This window comes from Stenotrophomonas sp. STEN046, from assembly GCF_056759755.1.
Window position 1 is genome coordinate 148,855 of sequence record NZ_JBRRDR010000002.1, and the last position, 17,691, is coordinate 166,545.

At 65.0% G+C, this 17,691-nt stretch carries 9 protein-coding genes; 7 read left to right on the plus strand and 2 right to left on the minus strand.

The window, feature by feature from the left end:
* Positions 1-68: 68 nt before the first annotated feature.
* Positions 69-5,045, minus strand: a complete 4,977-nt coding sequence (locus ACVOLJ_RS02035; RefSeq protein WP_475280613.1) for an NAD-glutamate dehydrogenase — start codon at positions 5,043-5,045, stop codon at positions 69-71.
* 250 nt (positions 5,046-5,295) lie between these two features.
* Between ACVOLJ_RS02035 and ACVOLJ_RS02040 the strand changes: the two genes are divergently transcribed.
* The 4 genes from ACVOLJ_RS02040 (at position 5,296) to ACVOLJ_RS02055 (ending at position 11,588) form a co-directional block, all read left to right on the plus strand.
* Positions 5,296-5,952, plus strand: coding sequence for a TetR/AcrR family transcriptional regulator (locus ACVOLJ_RS02040; protein WP_475280614.1), 657 nt, complete (start codon positions 5,296-5,298; stop codon positions 5,950-5,952).
* Positions 5,952-7,211 carry an efflux RND transporter periplasmic adaptor subunit gene (locus ACVOLJ_RS02045; RefSeq protein ID WP_475280615.1) on the plus strand — a complete coding sequence of 420 codons (1,260 nt, stop codon included), beginning with the start codon at positions 5,952-5,954 and terminating at the stop codon, positions 7,209-7,211. The genes ACVOLJ_RS02040 and ACVOLJ_RS02045 overlap by 1 nt, the downstream gene beginning before the upstream one ends.
* 15 nt (positions 7,212-7,226) lie before the next feature.
* Complete coding sequence (locus ACVOLJ_RS02050) at positions 7,227-10,400, plus strand: multidrug efflux RND transporter permease subunit (protein WP_481563325.1); 3,174 nt, start codon at positions 7,227-7,229, stop codon at positions 10,398-10,400.
* 276 nt (positions 10,401-10,676) lie between these two features.
* Entirely contained in the window at positions 10,677-11,588 is a 912-nt protein-coding gene (locus ACVOLJ_RS02055; protein ID WP_481563326.1) for a hypothetical protein, read from the plus strand.
* Between the two features lie 76 nt (positions 11,589-11,664).
* Here ACVOLJ_RS02055 and ACVOLJ_RS02060 read toward each other — a convergent pair whose 3' ends face one another.
* Positions 11,665-12,813, minus strand: coding sequence for an acyl-CoA dehydrogenase family protein (locus tag ACVOLJ_RS02060; RefSeq protein WP_481563327.1), 1,149 nt, complete (start codon positions 12,811-12,813; stop codon positions 11,665-11,667).
* 163 nt (positions 12,814-12,976) lie between these two features.
* On the opposite strand from ACVOLJ_RS02060, the gene ACVOLJ_RS02065 reads away from it, so the two are divergent.
* Genes ACVOLJ_RS02065 through metH form a run of 3 tightly spaced genes read left to right on the plus strand, consistent with a single transcriptional unit; the run spans position 12,977 to position 17,686 of the window.
* The gene (locus ACVOLJ_RS02065; protein ID WP_475280619.1) at positions 12,977-13,906 is read left to right on the plus strand and encodes an ArsR/SmtB family transcription factor; all 930 of its coding nucleotides are present in this window, start codon (positions 12,977-12,979) and stop codon (positions 13,904-13,906) included.
* Positions 13,907-13,913: 7 nt separating this feature from the next.
* The gene (locus tag ACVOLJ_RS02070) at positions 13,914-15,005 is read left to right on the plus strand and encodes a homocysteine S-methyltransferase family protein (RefSeq protein ID WP_481563328.1); all 1,092 of its coding nucleotides are present in this window, start codon (positions 13,914-13,916) and stop codon (positions 15,003-15,005) included.
* Positions 15,002-17,686, plus strand: a complete 2,685-nt coding sequence (metH, locus tag ACVOLJ_RS02075; RefSeq protein ID WP_481563329.1) for a methionine synthase — start codon at positions 15,002-15,004, stop codon at positions 17,684-17,686. Before ACVOLJ_RS02070 ends, metH begins: the two co-directional genes overlap by 4 nt.
* Positions 17,687-17,691: the final 5 nt, after the last annotated feature.

Sequence of the window (17,691 nt, forward strand, 5' to 3'; positions counted from 1 at the left end):
CCGGGAGCATGGTTGGCATGGGGCCCACGGTTTGCAGAGCAAACCGTGGGGCGTCAGCGCGAATGCGCTTACGCACCATGCGCAGCCAGCTGGCCCAGGCGCTGCACCGCGACCGAGACGGTCGGGTAGTCCAGGGTCTTCTGCTCGGCCAGTTCGGCCAGCATCGCCAGGGTGAAGCGCAGGCTGCTGTCGTCACGACCGATCCACGCGGCCACCTTGGCTTCAGCGGTGCTGCCCTTGGTGCCCAGCGCCTGGCCGGCCAGGCTGCGGTGGTGCGCAGCCAGTTCGTCGCGCAGCACGCCACGTGCCACCGCGTGCCAACGGCCATTGACCTCCAGCGCGTCGATCTGCTCGAACAGCCACGGCAGCTGCAGCGCGTCGCCCAAGCGGAAGTGGATCTTGGACACATCCACCGGCTTCAGCTTGCGGGTACGGGCCAGTTCAATGATGTCGAAGGCCGGCTCCAGGAAGTGCAGCTCGGCCAGCTGCTGCGCCAGTGCCGACGGCAGGCCCTTTTCCTTCCACTCGGCCACCAGGGCTTCGTAGGTCGGACGCTGCGAATCGGGCAGCACACCCGAAGCGACACGGATGTCGTTGAACGGACCCTGGTAACGGTTGACCGCCTCGGTGATGCCCGGCATCGGGCCCGGGCGCGAGAGCAGCCAGCGCACGAACGAACGCTGCAGCTTCCAGATCACTTCCAGTGCATCGATCTGCACCGACTCCGGCAGCGTGCCGTCGAGGGCATCGATCTGTGCCCACAGCGCGCGTGCATCCAGCGTTTCGCGGCTGATGGTGTAGGCCTTGGCAACCTCGGCGATGGAACGGCCGGTGTCTTCCTGCATGCGCATCAGGAAGGTGGCGCCCATGCGGTTGATGGTCTGGTTGGTCACGGCCGTGGCGATGATTTCGCGCTTCAGGCGGTGACGCTCCATCGCATCGGCGTACTTCTTCTGCAGCGGCGTCGGGAAGTAGCGCTGCAGTTCCTTGGACAGGTACGGATCTTCCGGAATGTCCGAATCCAGCAGCTGGGCAAACGCCACCAGCTTGGAATAGGACAGCAGCACCGACAGTTCCGGACGGGTCAGGCCCTGGCCGCGCGCCTTGCGCTGGGACAGCTCGGCATCGGACGGCAGGAACTCGATCTGGCGATCGAGCAGGCCCTGCTGTTCCAGGGTGCGGATGAAGTGCTGCTTGGAACCCAGGCGCTTGACCGCCATCCGCTCCATCAGGCTCAGCGCCTGGTTCTGGCGGTAGTTGTCGTTGAGCACCAGCGCGGCCACTTCGTCGGTCATCGACGCCAGCAGCTTGTTGCGCTGTTCAACGGTCAGCTTCTTGGCCCGCACCACATCGTTGAGCAGGATCTTGATGTTGACTTCATGGTCGGAGGTGTCCACACCGGCCGAGTTGTCGATGAAGTCGGTGTTGAGCAGCACGCCGGCCTGGGCAGCTTCGATGCGGCCAAGCTGGGTCATGCCCAGGTTGCCGCCCTCGCCCACCACCTTGCAGCGCAGCTCGCCACCGTTCACGCGCAGTGCGTTGTTGGCACGGTCGCCCACGTCGCTGTGCTGCTCGCTGGCCGCCTTGACGTAGGTACCGATGCCGCCGTTCCACAGCAGGTCGACCGGCGACTTCAGGATCGCGCTCATCAGATCGTTCGGCGACAGCGCCTTGACGCTCTCGTCCAGGCCCAGCACTTCACGCACCTGCGGGGTGATCTCGATCGACTTCAGGCTGCGCGGGTACACACCGCCGCCCTTGCTGATCAGCTTGGCATCGTAGTCCGCCCAGCTCGAACGCGGCACGGTGAACAGGCGCTCACGCTCGACGAACGTCGTGGCTGCATCCGGATTCGGGTCCAGGAAGATGTGGCGGTGATCGAACGCGGCCAGCAGACGGATGTGGCGCGACAGCAGCATGCCGTTGCCGAACACATCGCCGGACATGTCGCCGACGCCGACCGCAGTGAAGTCCTGGCTCTGGCTGTCACGGCCCAGCGCACGGAAGTGGCGCTTGACCGACTCCCACGCACCGCGTGCGGTGATGCCCATGCCCTTGTGGTCGTAACCGACCGAACCACCGGAGGCGAAGGCATCGCCCATCCAGAAGCCGTGCGCGATGGCCAGGCCGTTGGCGATGTCGGAGAAGGTCGCGGTGCCCTTGTCGGCGGCCACCACCAGGTACGGATCGTCCATGTCATGACGGACCACGTCCACCGGCGGCACGATCTTGTTGTTGACGATGTTGTCGGTGATGTCCAGCAGGCCCTGGATGAACAGCTTGTAGCAGGCCACGCCGTTGGCGAAGATCGCATCGCGGTCGCCATTCACCGGCGGCATCTTGGCGAAGAAGCCGCCCTTCGCGCCAACCGGCACGATGACGGTGTTCTTGACCATCTGCGCCTTGACCAGGCCCAGCACCTCGGTGCGGAAGTCTTCGCGACGATCCGACCAGCGCAGGCCACCACGGGCCACCGCACCAAAGCGCAGGTGGGTACCTTCCACGCGCGGGCCGTACACGAAGATTTCGCGGTACGGACGCGGCTTGGGCAGGTCCGGCACCAGCGCCGAATCGAACTTGAAGCTGATGACATGGCCGTGCTGGCCATTGGCATCGGTCTGGTAGTAGCTGGTGCGCAGGGTCGCATCGATCACGCCCATGAACGAGCGCAGGATGCGGTCCTCGTCCAGGCTCGACACGCGGTCCATCAGCTTCAGCAGCGCATCGCGCGCGGCCTGCATCTGCGCATCGCGGTCACCCTTGCGGGCATCGACCACGGTCTTGAGCACCTTCAGGGTGGCTTCGTCGCCGGCTGCAAGCACATCCAGGTGTGCCTTCAGCTGGGCCTGGCCGGCGGCGATGTCGTCCTTGCTTTCGTGGCCGGTGGCCGGATCGAAGCGGGCTTCGAACAGCTCCACCAGCAGGCGTGCCAGCAACGGGTAACGGGTGAAGGTGCCTTCCACGTACGCCTGCGAGAACGGCACGCCGGTCTGCAGCAGGTACTTGCAGTAGCCACGCAGCATGGCGACCTGGCGCCAGTGCAGGCCGGCAGCCAGCACCAGGCGGTTGAAGGCATCGTTCTCGGCATCGCCGTGCCAGACGCGGGCGAAGGTCTCGCCGAAGGCTTCATCGACGCTGGCCGCATCGATCGCACCGGCGGTCGATTCGACCTCGAAGTCCTGCACGTACACCGGCGCGTTGTCCACCGACAGGCGGTACGGACGCTCGGCGATCACGCGCAGGCCCATGTTTTCCATCATCGGCAGCGCGTCCGACAGCGGGATGTCATCCAGCTGGCGATACAGCTTCAGGCGCAGGCCATCACCGGATTCACGCGGCACCGCCTGCAGGCTCAGGCGCAGGTCGTCCGGGCCGGTCAGGGCGTCGAGCTGGCTGACATCGTTGGCGGCAACAGCGGTGCTGTTGTCTTCGATGTAACCGGCCGGCAGCGCCTTGCCGATACGCGCAGCGATGCGCAGGCCTTCGGCTTCGCCGTGGCGGGTGACCAGCGCTTCGCGCAGATCGTCCTGCCAGTTGCGCAGCACCTGGGCCAGCTTCTGCTCCAGTTCGGCGGTGTCGACGTCGAGCATTTCGCCCGGTTTGGGGCGCACGATCAGGTGCACCTGGGCCAGCGGCGATTCGCCCAGCACCACCGAGCTGTCCACGTACTCACCGTGCAGCGCTTCCTTGAGCATCGCTTCGATGCGCAGGCGCACGTCGGTGTTGAAACGCTCGCGCGGCAGGTAGACCAGCGCGGAGATGAAACGGCTGTACTTGTCACGGCGCAGGAACAGGCGGCTGCGCACGCGCTCCTGCAGGCCCAGCACGCCCATTGCGGTGCGGAACAGCTCGTCCTCGCTGGACTGGAACAACTCCTCGCGCGGCAGGGTTTCCAGGATATGGCGCAGCGCCTTGCCGCTGTGGCTCGAGCCGGCCAGGCCGGACTGCTTCATTACGTGTTCGTAGCGCTGGCGCACCAGCGGAATTTCCCACGGGCGGCGGTTGTAGGCACTGGAGGTGAACAGGCCAAGGAAGCGCTGCTCGCCGATGATCTTGCCCTTGGCGTCGAATTCCAGCACGCCGATGTAGTCCATGTAACCGGCGCGGTGCACGCGCGAACGGGCATTGGTCTTGGTCAGGATCAGCGCGTCCTTCAGCCCGGACGTGGTGTTCAGGCCCTGCGCGGCCAGGGTCTTGACCGGACGTGCGGCAGACTTGTCCTTGCCGCGCATCAGGCCCAGGCCGGTGTCGTTCAGCGGCGCCAGCACGTCTTCCTTGCCCTGCTTCTCGACGCGGTACTCGCGGTAGCCGAAGAAGGTGAAGTGGTTGTCGGCGGCCCAGCGCAGGAATTCCTGCGCTTCCTTGCGCGAAGCCTCGTCGACCGGCAGCTGACGGCTGCCAAGGTCGTCGGCCAGTGCCAGCGCCTTGTCCTGCATCGGCTGCCAGTCGCGCACGATCGCACGCACTTCATCGAGCGCCTTGTTGATGGCCTGCTCGATGGCGGCCATCGCCTCGGCCGGCTGGCGGTCGATCTCCAGCAGCATCACCGATTCCAGCTGGCCCTCGCCGACCTTGGTCAGCTTGCCGGCCTTGTCGCGGCTGAAATGCAGCACCGGGTGGCCCAGCACATGCACGCCCACGCCGTGTTCGGCCAGCGACATGGTCACCGTGTCGACCAGGAACGGCATGTCATCGTTGATGATCTGCAGCACGGTGTGTGGCGATTCCCAACCATTGGCCTTTGCCGTCGGATTGAATACGCGCACATTGGCCTTGCCGGCCTTGCGGGCACGGGCGAATTCCAGCGTCTCGGCGGCCAGTGCCGCCCACTCCTCAGCGCTGTGGTGGGGGAACTCGTCCGCCTCCATGCGCTTGTAGAAATCGGCTGCGAATGCCACTGCCTCGGCCTGTGCGGCCGCGGGGTAACGCTTGCGCAAGGCCGTGTACACCGGCTCCAGGGAGAAACCAGCGGTCACTGCGACCTCCGACTCAGCTGGTTTGGTCTTGTTTTTCACGGTCTTGGCTGCGGTTTTTTGCGGTTTCATGGCAGAGCGAGGCGCTTGCTCAGTTGGGAAAATGAAATTGTAGCCCTACCGCATGAAAAGGCCTTGCTGCAGGACGGAATAACCTGATTCGGGTTTGCTGCGGTTTAGATGCCCTATTCAGTTCGCACCGGTATGGACATCGCAGCCGCGCAACGCAACCGACAGGATCGGCAAAACGTGTTACCGGAAGACACACGCGGCGACATCGGCGTGATTCCACAATCCTGAACTGGACGGTATAGTCCACCGCGTGAATCCGGCCTACCTTCCCGTCGCCCTCGATGCGCGCGATGAGCGCGTGTTCGATGCCGTGCGCGAGCTGCTCGCACGACAGGGCATGCAGATGAGCATGGATGCGGTGGCCCAGCAGGCCGGTTGCTCCAAGCAGACCCTGTACTCGCGCTATGGCAACAAGCAGGCCCTGCTGCGGCGGGTCATGCAGCGCCATGTCGGCACGGCGACCGGGGCGATGCTGCGTGCACTCCGCGGTGACGACCTGCGTGCCAGCCTGCTGCAGTTCGCCACCGACTTCCTGGAGCATTTCAACCAGCCCCACGTCGGCCAGGCCTGTCGCCTGATTGCCGCCGATGCAGCACAGTTTCCTGAAGAGGCGCGTACGCTGTACCGGCATGGCGCTGGCGCGTTGACGCTTCATCTTGCTGAATGGATTGAAACCGTTTGCAACCGCGGCCTGCTGCGGCATGACGACCCGCACTTCATGGCCGAACTGCTGTTGAGCATGATCGCCGGTCAGGATTTCGACAAACAGCGCTTCCATACCCCCCATCGTGATGACGCAGCGTTGCGTCGGCGCTGGGCAGAGTTCTCCGTCGATGGCTTCCTGCGCGCGTTCGCGCCACAGCCCTCGCCGGCCTTGCCTTCAAACCAACCCCGGAGTTCCTCCTGATGACCGCCCCACTCCGCATCCTTGCCTTGACGTGCGCCGTTGCTGTCGCCGTAGCTGCCTGCAAGAAGCCGGAACAGCCGACGCCCCCACCGCCGGAGGTGGGCGTGATCGACGCCAAGCCGCAGACCCTGCCGCTGCAGCGCGAGCTGGTCGGCCGCCTGTCGCCGTTCCGCAGCGCCGACGTGCGCGCCCGCGTGCCCGGCGTCCTGCTCAAGCGCGTCTACCAGGAAGGCAGCGAGGTCAAGCAGGGCCAGACCCTGTTCCTGATCGACCCGGCGCCGCTGCGTGCGACGCTCAACGCATCGGAGGCCCAGCTGGCCTCGGCCCGCGCCACCTATGCCAACGCCAAGGTCGCCGCTGACCGTGCCCGTTCGCTGGCGCCGCAGCAGTTCGTGTCCAAGTCCGACCTGGACAACGCCGAATCGGCCGAGCGCACCGCGCTGGCCGCGGTCAAGCAGGCCGAAGCCTCGGTCACCAGCAGCCGCATCAGCCTGGGTTACACCGAAGTCACCGCCCCGATCAGCGGCGTAGCCAACAAGCAGCAGGTCACCGAAGGCGCGCTGGTCGGCCAGGGCGACGTGACCCTGCTGACCACCGTCGACCAGCTCGATCCGCTGTACGTGAACTTCTCGCTGAGCGTGGACGAACTGACCCAGCTGCGTGCGCAGCAGGCCAAGGGCACGCTTGCCCTGTCCGGCGATGGCAAGGCAACGGTCAACGTCAAGCTGGCCGACGGCAGCACCTACAGCGAGCCGGGCACCCTGGACTTCTCCTCGACCACGGTCGACCCGGCCACCGGCGCGGTATCGCTGCGTGCGGTGCTGCCGAACCCGCAGAAGATCCTGCTGCCGGGTGCCTTCGTCAGCTTCCAGGCCAACCTGGGCGAGCGCAACAACGCCTACCTGGTGCCGCAGCAGGCCCTGCTGCGCGATACCACCGGCGGCTACGTGATGGTGGTCGGGGCCGACGGCAAGGTCGTGCGCAAGAACGTCAAGACCGATGGCGCGCAGAACGGCAACTGGCTGGTCAGCGAGGGTCTGGCCGCCGGTGACAAGGTGGTTGTGGCCGGCGTACAGAAGGTCAAGGAAGGCACTCCGGCCACGGCCAAGCCGTGGACCCCGGGCCAGGATGCCAGCGGCAAGCCTGCCGCTGCCGGCGCTGCCCCGGGCGCACCGGCGGCCGCTCCCGCAGCCGAACCGGCCAAGCCCGATCAGGCCGACAAGGCCGAACCGGCCGCCACCGACTCGAACAAGCAGTAACGGGAACCTTCCGTCATGCCTAAATTTTTCATCGAACATCCAGTCTTCGCCTGGGTGGTTGCGATCCTGATCTCGCTCAGCGGCGTGATCGCGATCCTCAACCTGGGCGTCGAGTCCTATCCCAACATCGCCCCGCCGCAGGTGACCGTCTCGGCCACCTACCCGGGCGCGAGCGCGGACACCACGGAGAAATCGGTCACCCAGGTGATCGAGCAGCAGCTGACCGGCATCGATCACCTGCTGTACTTCAGCTCCTCGTCCGCATCGAACGGCCGTGCCTCGATCACCCTGACCTTCGAGACCGGTACTGATCCGGATATCGCCCAGGTGCAGGTGCAGAACAAGGTGTCGCTGGCCACGCCGCGACTGCCATCGGAAGTCACCCAGCAGGGTGTGGTGGTGGCCAAGGCCAACGCCGGCTTCCTGATGGTGGTGGCACTGCAGTCCGATACGCCGACCATCAACCGTGACGCGCTGAACGACATCGTCGGCTCGCGCGTGCTCGACCAGGTCTCGCGTATCCCCGGCGTCGGCAGCACCCAGCAGTTCGGTTCCGAGTACGCCATGAACATCTGGCTCAACCCGGAAAAGATGCAGGGTTACGGCCTGTCGGCCAGCCAGGTGCTGGCGGCGGTGCGCGCGCAGAACGTGCAGTTCGCTGCCGGTGCGCTGGGCTCCGATCCTTCCCCGGAAGGCCAGCACTTCACCGCCACGGTCTCGGCCGAAGGCCGCTTCAGCTCGCCGCAGGAGTTCGAGAACATCATCCTGCGCGCCAATGCCGACGGCTCGCGCGTGCTGCTGAAAGACATCGCCCGCGTTGCCTTCGGCGCCAACAACTACGGCTTCGATACCCAGTACAACGGCAAGCCGACCGGCGCCTTCGCGATCCAGCTGCTGCCGGGCGCCAACGCCCTGAACGTGGCCGAGGCGGTGCGCGGCAAGATGGACGAGCTGCAGCCCAGCTTCCCGTCCGGCGTAACGTGGTTCTCGCCGTACGACAGCACCACCTTCGTCAAGATCTCGATCCAGGAAGTGGTCAAGACCCTGTTCGAAGCGGTGTTGCTGGTGTTCCTGGTGATGCTGATCTTCCTGCAGAACTTCCGCGCCACCCTGATCCCGACCCTGGTCATCCCGGTGGCCCTGCTCGGTACGTTCCTGGGCATGTGGATGATCGGCTTCACGATCAACCAGCTGACCCTGTTTGCGATGGTGCTGGCGATCGGCATCGTGGTCGATGACGCGATCGTGGTGATCGAGAACGTCGAGCGCATCATGACCGAGGAAGGCCTGGCGCCGAAGCCGGCCACGCAGAAGGCGATGACCCAGATCACCGGCGCGGTGGTGGCCATCACCGTGGTGCTGGCGGCGGTGTTCATTCCCTCGGCCCTGCAGGGCGGTGCGGCGGGTGAGATCTACAAGCAGTTCGCGTTGACCATCGCCATCTCGATGGCGTTCTCGGCGTTCCTGGCACTGGGCTTCACCCCGGCGCTTTGCGCGACGTTCCTGAAGCCGACGCACAACGACAACCCGAACATCATCTACCGCACCTTCAACAAGTACTACGACAAGATCAGCCACACCTATGTGGGCCACATCACCTCGGCGGTGCGTCATGCTCCGCGCTGGATGATCCTGTTCGTGGTGCTGACCGCACTGTGCGGCTTCCTGTTCACCCGCATGCCGGGCAGCTTCCTTCCCGAAGAAGACCAGGGTTACGCGCTGGCGATCGTGCAGTTGCCGCCGGGCTCGACCAAGAGCCAGACCAACGAAGCGTTCGCGCAGATGCGTGGCATCCTGGAAAAGCAGGACGGCTATGAAGGCATGCTGCAGGTGGCCGGCTTCAGCTTCGTCGGTTCCGGCGAAAACGTGGGCATGGGCTTCATCCGCCTGAAGCCCTGGGAAGAGCGCAAGTTCACTGCTCCGGAGTTCATCCAGAACATGAACGGCGCCTTCTACGGCATCAAGGAAGCGCAGATCTTCGTGGTCAACCTGCCCACCGTGCAGGGCCTTGGCCAGTTCGGTGGTTTCGACATGTGGCTGCAGGACCGCAGCGGTGCCGGCTATGAACAGCTGACCCAGGCCCGCAACATCCTGCTCGGCCAGGCCGCGCAGAAGCCGGACCACCTGGTCGGCGTACGCCCGAACGGCCTGGAAAACGCGCCGCAGCTGCAGCTGCACGTGGACCGGGTGCAGGCACAGTCGATGGGCATGTCGGTGTCGGACGTGTACAGCACCATCCAGCTGATGCTGGCCCCGGTGTACGTCAACGACTTCTTCTACGAAGGCCGCATCAAGCGGGTGACCATGCAGGCCGATGGTCCGTACCGCACCGGCCAGGAATCGCTGAAGAGCTTCTACAGCCCGTCCAGCCTGACCACCAACGCCGATGGCACCAACGCGATGATCCCGTTGAACACGGTGGTCAAGTCCGAGTGGGTGTCCGCACCGCCGTCGCTGAGCCGTTACAACGGCTACTCGGCGATCAACATCGTCGGCTCGCAGGCCCCGGGCACCAGCTCGGGTGAAGCGATGCAGACCATGGAGGGCATCGTCAACGACGATCTGCCAGCAGGCTTCGGCTATGACTGGTCCGGCCTGTCCTACCAGGAAATCCTGGCCGGCAACGCTGCGACCCTGCTGCTGGTGCTGTCCATCGTGGTGGTGTTCCTGTGCCTGGCCGCGCTGTATGAAAGCTGGTCGATCCCGGTGGCAGTGCTGCTGGTGGTGCCGCTGGGCGTGCTGGGTGCACTGGCGCTGTCGATGATGCGTGGGCTGCCGAACGATCTGTTCTTCAAGATCGGCCTGATCACGGTGATCGGCCTGGCAGCGAAGAACGCGATCCTGATCGTGGAGTTCGCCGTGGAGCAGCGTGCGGCGGGCAAGACCCTGCGCGATGCCACCATCGAAGCGGCGCGCCTGCGGTTCCGCCCGATCCTGATGACATCCTTCGCGTTCATCATGGGCGTCATTCCGATGGCGATCTCCACCGGCGCCGGCGCCAACTCCCGCCACGCCATCGGCACCGGCGTGATCGGCGGCATGCTGTTTGCCACCCTGCTCGGCCTGCTGATGATCCCGGTGTTCTTCGTGGTCGTGCGGCGCATGCTGGGTGACAAGCTGGACGAACCGTCGAAGGAATTCCTCGGCCGCCAGCGTGATGCCGAGACCGCACACCGCCCGGATCGTTGATCCGATGGTGAGTTGCTGAAATGAAAAAGCCCCGGAGCGATCCGGGGCTTTTTTGGTTTCCGGCTGCCGGAAACACTGTCGCACTTGCCCCCGCCGAAGCAACGAACGCAATCGTTCAGATTGCCCAGGTCGCATTCAACCATTGCGATGGCGTAGCTGCCGACAGCGTCTGGCGCACTTCGACGGATATGCATGAGCTGAGAGACGCGTCGCAGTTCGGCTCAGAATAGAGCGATATTCCAGTCACTCCCTCAACGGAATGACCAAGGAGTACCCATGCTGCCTTCCACCATCATCCGACTGTTCACTGCAGGCGCCCTCCTTGCTGCAGCCATCACCCTGCAATCGACGGCGCATGCAGGCGGCGTAGTACCTTGCAGCAACTGCGCGGATCCACGATCCGCCGCGATCCAGTCCGGCATTGGACTGACGGTGGTGGTCGATCCCGATCAGCGTCGTCTCAATGCCTACAACGTGGAGTATGACCGGGAACTGCGTCGCTACCGGGCCGTCCCCACAGCGGTGCCGCCAGAGGTCACGGCCATGTTCAACCGTGTCCTTGCACTGCCCCACGGCCGCCTCGGATCAGGGACACAGTTCGTGCCGCAGGCGTTCGGGCGGGGCACGGTGGTCCCGGTTCACCCGGACGATCCCCAGTGGGCCAACGGCATCACCTTCCCTGAAGGGCTCAAGGGGCTGAACGCCTACGACGTCGTAACTTCGGCAAACCATCGCACCCGGCTGGAGCTTGAAATCGACCGCGCCTTCAGCGGTGCCACGAGCCAGCACGCAGCATGGAACTCGCTCGCTACGACCATTTCGTCGGTGGTTCTCAGCTGGGTCAGCAAGTTGTTCGGCGTGGATACGGTGACCTACGTGATTACGTGGCGGGATGGCTCCAGTACCAGGCTGGTCATCAGCCCGGATTCGGTTGACCGGGCCCGATACGTGTCAGGCGAAAGCGTCGACGCCGATGGCAACCGCATTCCCGACGGCGCAGCCTCACACCAGGACACCGGCCAGGGATACTCGGGCGGGTATCAGTTCAGCAGTGATGACGGATATCAAAGCTGGCTCGATGCCGCGCACCTGTACGGTGTGGGGATCGAAATCAACCCCGGCCTGGCACCGCTGGGCCCCATCTGCCGATGGAACGGGCGGACCCTGCATTGCCAGGTACCGCGCTGACACACTTTTGAGGCCCATCCACGCATGGCGTGGATCTACGGCCGCGCCGCCCTTGCGGCGGCGCGGCAGATCGAACTCAACGCAGCCCGGTCTCGTTGCGGGCGATCACCAACCGCTGGATCTCCGAAGTACCTTCGTAGATCTCGGTGATCTTGGCATCACGGAAGTAGCGCTCCAGCGGCATTTCCTTGGAATAGCCCATGCCACCGTGGATCTGCACGGCCTGGTGGGTGATCCACATCGCCGCTTCCGAGGCGGTCAGCTTGGCGATGGCGGCCTCGTTGCTGAAACGCTTGCCCTCGCCCTTCACCCATGCCGCGCGCAGGGTCAGCAGCAGCGCTGCATCCAGCTTGCACTTCATGTCGGCGATCTTGGCCTGGGTCATCTGGAAGGTGCCGATGGCAGCACCGAAGGCCTTGCGGTCCTTCACGTACGCGATCGTCGCTTCATAGGCGGCACGCGCGATGCCGATGGCCTGCGAAGCAATACCGATGCGACCGGCGTCGAGCACGCCCATGGCGATCTTGAAGCCCTCGCCTTCCTGGCCCAGCACGTCCTCGGCCTGCGCCAGGTAGTCGTTGAATTCGATCTCGCAGGTGGCGGATGCGCGGATGCCCAGCTTCGGCTCGGTCTTGCCACGGCCGAAACCGGCCTTGTCGGTGTCGATCATGAATGCGGTGATGCCACGCGCACCCTTGTCCGGGTCGGTCATCGCGAACAGCACGATGTACTTGGCCACCGGGCCGGAGGTGATCCAGCTCTTCTTGCCGTTGATGACGAAGCTGCCGTCGGCCTGCTTGACCGCACGGCAACGCATCGCCGTGGCATCCGAACCGGACTGCGGCTCGGTCAGCGCGAAGGCACCGATGGCCTCGCCCTCGGCAATGGCGCGCACGTACTTCTGCTTCTGCGTTTCGCTGCCGTGGGTCAGGATGCCGTTGCAGAACAGCGAGTTGTTGACCGACATGATGGTCGAGTGCGCAGCATCACCGGCGGCGACCTCCACCATCGCCAGCACGTACGCGATCGGGTCCATGCCCGCGCCACCGTATTCGGCCGGCACTTCGATGCCCATCAGACCGTTCTCGCCCAGCAGGCGGATGTTCTCCAGCGGGAACTCGCCGGTGCGGTCATGGTGTTCTGCGCTCGGGGCGATCTTTTCCTGCGCGATGCGGCGTGCAACGTCCTGCAGCATCAACTGCTCTTCGGTAAAGCTGAAATCCACAACACCCTCCCGGGGACATGATGATATGGGCCGCGCACAGCGCGCCCAGGTGCGCCGATTGTAACGGGGACAGGCATCGGCGGCTGAATCGGGAGGCACTTCGACTTGACCGGAACAGGCAGGTTCGGCGAATATATCTCTATATCGCGATAGGTAGATATTTATGGATCTGGAAGACTGGTCGACCCGCCTGAAGGTGTTCGCCGATGCCACCCGCGTGCGCCTGCTGGCGCTGCTGGAGCAGGAAGAGCTGACCGTGGCCGAGCTGTCGGCCATCACCCGGCTGGCACAGCCACGGGTGTCAACCCATCTGGCACGCCTGAAAGAAGCCGGCCTGGTGCGCGACCGCCGTGCGGGCGTGTCGGCCTATTACCGCTTCGACGAGGCCCAGCTGGACCCGGCGCAGCGTGCATTGTGGCATGCCCTGAGCAATGGAAGCGACGACCCGTTGTTGCGGCAGGACGCTGAACGGGTCGCCTCGGTACTGGCCCACCGCGCCGCCGACCAGAACTGGGCCGACAGCGTGGCCGGTGACATGGAGCGCCACTATTCGCCGGGCCGTACCTGGGAAGCACTGGCGCGCACTGCGCTGCCGCTGCTGGAAACCGGCGACGTGCTGGATATCGCCTCCGGTGACGGCGTGCTGGCCGAACTGGTTGCCCCGCATGCCAAGCGTTACATCTGCATCGATACCAGCGCACGCGTGGTGGCCGCCGCCAGCGAGCGCCTGCGCCGCCTGCCCAACGTGGAAGTGCGCGAAGGCGACATGCATGCCCTGCCCTTCAAGGACCGCAGCTTCGACCTGGTGGTGCTGATGCATGCACTCACCTACGCCAGCAAACCCGCTCAGGCCGTTACCGAAGCGGCGCGGGTGCTGCGCCCGGGCGGTCGCCTGCTGCTGTGCAGCCTGGCCCGCCACGAGCACAAGGCCGCTGTCGATGCCTACGGCCACGTCAACCTTGGCTTCAGCGACAAGGAGCTGAAGAAGTTCGTCGACAAGGCCGGTCTGCAGGTGTCCAGCCTGGAAACGGTCACCCGCGAGAAGCGCCCGCCGCATTTCGAAGTGATCTCGCTGATCGCCAACAAGCCCTGAGGTCGTCATGCCCGCCCTGCCCTGGCTGCACCCGCAACGCGTGGAATCGCTGCTCACTGCCCTGCGTGACCGCATCCTGATCATCGACGGCGCGATGGGCACGATGATCCAGCGCCACGGCCTGCAGGAAGACGATTACCGCGGCGAGCGCTTCGCCGGCGGCTACGATCACGCCCACGGCCCAGGTTGCGACCACGCCGCGCCGGAGGGACACGACCTGAAGGGCAACAACGATCTGCTGCTGCTGACCCGGCCGCAGGTCATCGCCGACATCCACACCGCCTACCTGGAAGCCGGCGCCGACCTGGTGGAGACCAATACCTTCAATGCCACCTCGGTCAGCCAGGCCGACTATCACCTCGAGCACCTGGTGTATGAATTGAACAAGGCCGGCGCTGCGGTGGCGCGCGCCTGCTGCGATGCGGTGGCGGCAACCACGCCCGGCAAGCCACGCTTTGTCATCGGCGTGCTGGGCCCGACCAGCCGCACCGCGTCGATCAGTCCGGACGTGAACGATCCGGGTTTCCGCAATACCAGTTTCGACGAACTGCGCGGCACCTATCGCGAAGCCATCGACGGCCTGATCGACGGCGGTGCCGACACGATCATGGTCGAGACCATCTTCGACACGCTCAATGCAAAGGCTGCGCTGTATGCCATTGAAGAAGCCTTCGACGCGCGCGGCGCGCGGCTGCCGATCATGATTTCCGGCACCATCACCGATGCCTCCGGCCGCACCCTGTCCGGGCAGACCGCCGAAGCCTTCCAGGCATCACTGGCGCACGCGCGGCCGTTGTCGATCGGACTCAACTGCGCGCTGGGTGCCGACGCCATGCGCCCGCATGTGGAAACCCTGTCGCAGGTGTCGGACTGCTACGTGAGCGCACACCCCAATGCCGGCCTGCCCAATGCATTCGGCGAGTACGACGAGACACCCGAGGAGATGGCCGCCACCCTGCGCGGCTTCGCCGAAGATGGACTGTTGAACCTGGTGGGTGGCTGCTGCGGTTCCACCCCCGACCATATCCGCGCCATTGCCACGGCGGTGGCCGGGCTCGCGCCGCGCGCATTGCCCCTCGCCCGGGAACGCGCCGCATGAGCGCGCCAGCCTACACCCGCCTGTCCGGCCTGGAACCGCTGGTCATCACCCCGGACCTGCTGTTCGTCAACGTTGGCGAACGCACCAACGTCACCGGCAGCGCGCAGTTCCGCAAGCTCATCAAGGAAGGCCGCTACGAAGAAGCGGTGGAGGTCGCGCGCCAGCAGGTGGCCAGCGGCGCACAGATCCTCGACGTCAACATGGACGAGGGCCTGATCGATTCGGAAGCGGCGATGACCCGCTATCTCAACCTGATCATGTCCGAGCCGGACATCGCGCGCATCCCGGTGATGGTCGATTCGTCCAAGTGGAGCGTGATCGAAGCCGGCCTGAAATGCCTGCAGGGCAAGAGCGTGGTCAACTCGATCTCGCTGAAGGAAGGCGAAGACCTGTTCCGCGAGCACGCACGCAAGGTACTGCGCTACGGTGCCGCCGCCGTTGTGATGGCCTTCGACGAAACCGGCCAGGCCGATACCTGCGCACGCAAGGTCGAGATCTGCACACGCGCCTACCGCCTGCTGGTGGACGAGATCGGCTTCCCGCCGCAGGACATCATCTTCGACCCGAACATCTTCGCCGTCGCCACCGGCATCGAAGAACACGACAACTACGCCGTCGACTTCATCGAAGCCACGCGCATCATCAAGCAGACGCTGCCGCACTGCCATGTATCCGGCGGCGTTTCCAACGTTTCATTCTCGTTCCGTGGCAACGAAACGGTACGCCAGGCCATCCATTCGGTGTTCCTGTATCACGCCATCGCTGCCGGCATGGACATGGGCATCGTCAACGCCGGCGCCATGCCGATCTATGACGAACTGGAGCCGGATCTGCGCGAGCGCGTGGAGGATGTGATCCTCAACCGCCGCAGTGACGCCACCGAGCGCCTGCTTGAGATCGCCGAGCGCTACAAGGGCAGCAAGGGCGCAGCGAAGACCGAAGACCTCGCCTGGCGCACAAAGCCGGTCGCGCAGCGTCTGGCACATGCACTGGTGCATGGCCTGGATGCCTGGGTGGAGGAAGACACCGAGCTGGCCCGGCAAGCCTCCAGCCGCCCGCTGGATGTGATTGAAGGCCCGCTGATGGATGGCATGAACGTGGTCGGCGACCTGTTCGGTGCCGGCAAGATGTTCCTGCCGCAGGTGGTCAAGTCCGCACGCGTGATGAAGAAGGCCGTGGCCTACCTGCTGCCCTACATCGAAGCTGAAAAAGCGCGCAGTGGTGACACCGCGCGCAGCAACGGCCGGATCATCATGGCCACGGTCAAGGGCGACGTGCACGACATCGGCAAGAACATCGTGGGCGTAGTCCTGGCCTGCAACAACTTCGAAGTGATCGACCTGGGCGTGATGGTGCCGGCGCAGAAGATCCTCGATGCCGCACGCGAGCACCAGGCCGACATCATCGGCCTGTCCGGCCTGATCACCCCCTCGCTGGAGGAAATGAGCCATGTCGCACGCGAAATGCAGCGGCAGGGCTTCGACCTGCCGCTGATGATCGGCGGCGCGACCACCTCGCGCGCGCATACCGCGCTGAAGATCGACCCGCATTACAAGGCGCCGACGGTATGGGTGAAGGATGCCTCGCGCGCGGTAGGCGTGGCGCAGTCGCTGATCTCGCGCGAGCTGCGCGCGGCCTTCGTTGCCGCCAACGAAGCCGACTACGCCGAGATCCGCACGCGCCATCGCAACCGTGGTGACGCCAAGCGGCTGGTGTCGCTTGAACATGCACGCGGACAGAAGTTCCAGGGCGACTGGGAGGGGTACACGCCGCCGACGCCGAACCAGCCCGGCCTGCATGTGCTGGATGATTACCCGCTGGCCGAACTGGTGCCCTACATCGACTGGACGCCGTTCTTCCAGGCATGGGAGCTGGCCGGCAAGTATCCGGCCATCCTCACCGACGAGATCGTCGGCGCGCAGGCCAGCGACCTGTACAAGGATGCCCGCGCGATGCTTGATCGCATCGTCGGCGAGAAATGGCTGCAGGCCAGGGCCGTATTCGGCCTGTGGCCAGCCAACAGCGTTGGTGACGACGTGCGCGTGCACCACCCGGACGGCGAAACCACTCTGCATTTCCTGCGCCAGCAGGTGGACAAGCCGGCCGAACGCCCGGACTTCTGCCTGGCCGATTTCATTGCCCCGGCCGACAGCGGCAGGCAGGACTGGATCGGAGCGTTCGCCGTCACCGCGGGCATCGGCATCGACGCCCATGTGGCCCGCTTCGAGGCAGACCACGACGATTACAACGCGATCCTGCTGAAAGCACTGGCCGATCGCTTCGCCGAAGCACTGGCCGAGCGCCTGCACCAGCGGGTGCGCACGCAGTTCTGGGGATACGACCACGCCGAGACGCTGGACAACGAAGCGCTGATCGACGAGAAGTACCGCGGCATCCGCCCAGCCCCCGGCTATCCGGCCTGCCCGGAACACAGCGAGAAGCGACGCCTGTTCGATCTGCTCGGCGCCGAGGCCAACGCCGGCATGGAACTGACCGAAAGCTTCGCGATGCTGCCGACCGCGGCGGTTTCCGGCTATTACTTCAGCCATCCGCAGAGCCAGTACTTCGTGGTCGGCCGTCTCAGCCGCGAACAGGTGGGCGATTACGCCCGGCGCAAGGGCGTGGACCGGGCGCAGGCCGAACGCTGGCTGGCATCGAACCTGGACTACGATCCGGAATGATCACG

What these genes read in the sequence shown, in the direction of transcription:
- ACVOLJ_RS02035 (WP_475280613.1), bottom strand. Translation starts at nt 5,045, where the DNA reads ATGAAACCGCAAAAAACCGCAGCCAAGACCGTGAAAAACAAGACCAAA.
- ACVOLJ_RS02045 (WP_475280615.1), top strand. Translation starts at nt 5,952, where the DNA reads ATGACCGCCCCACTCCGCATCCTTGCCTTGACGTGCGCCGTTGCTGTC.
- ACVOLJ_RS02050 (WP_481563325.1), top strand. Translation starts at nt 7,227, where the DNA reads ATGCCTAAATTTTTCATCGAACATCCAGTCTTCGCCTGGGTGGTTGCG.
- ACVOLJ_RS02055 (WP_481563326.1), top strand. Translation starts at nt 10,677, where the DNA reads ATGCTGCCTTCCACCATCATCCGACTGTTCACTGCAGGCGCCCTCCTT.
- ACVOLJ_RS02065 (WP_475280619.1), top strand. Translation starts at nt 12,977, where the DNA reads ATGGATCTGGAAGACTGGTCGACCCGCCTGAAGGTGTTCGCCGATGCC.
- ACVOLJ_RS02070 (WP_481563328.1), top strand. Translation starts at nt 13,914, where the DNA reads ATGCCCGCCCTGCCCTGGCTGCACCCGCAACGCGTGGAATCGCTGCTC.
- metH (WP_481563329.1), top strand. Translation starts at nt 15,002, where the DNA reads ATGAGCGCGCCAGCCTACACCCGCCTGTCCGGCCTGGAACCGCTGGTC.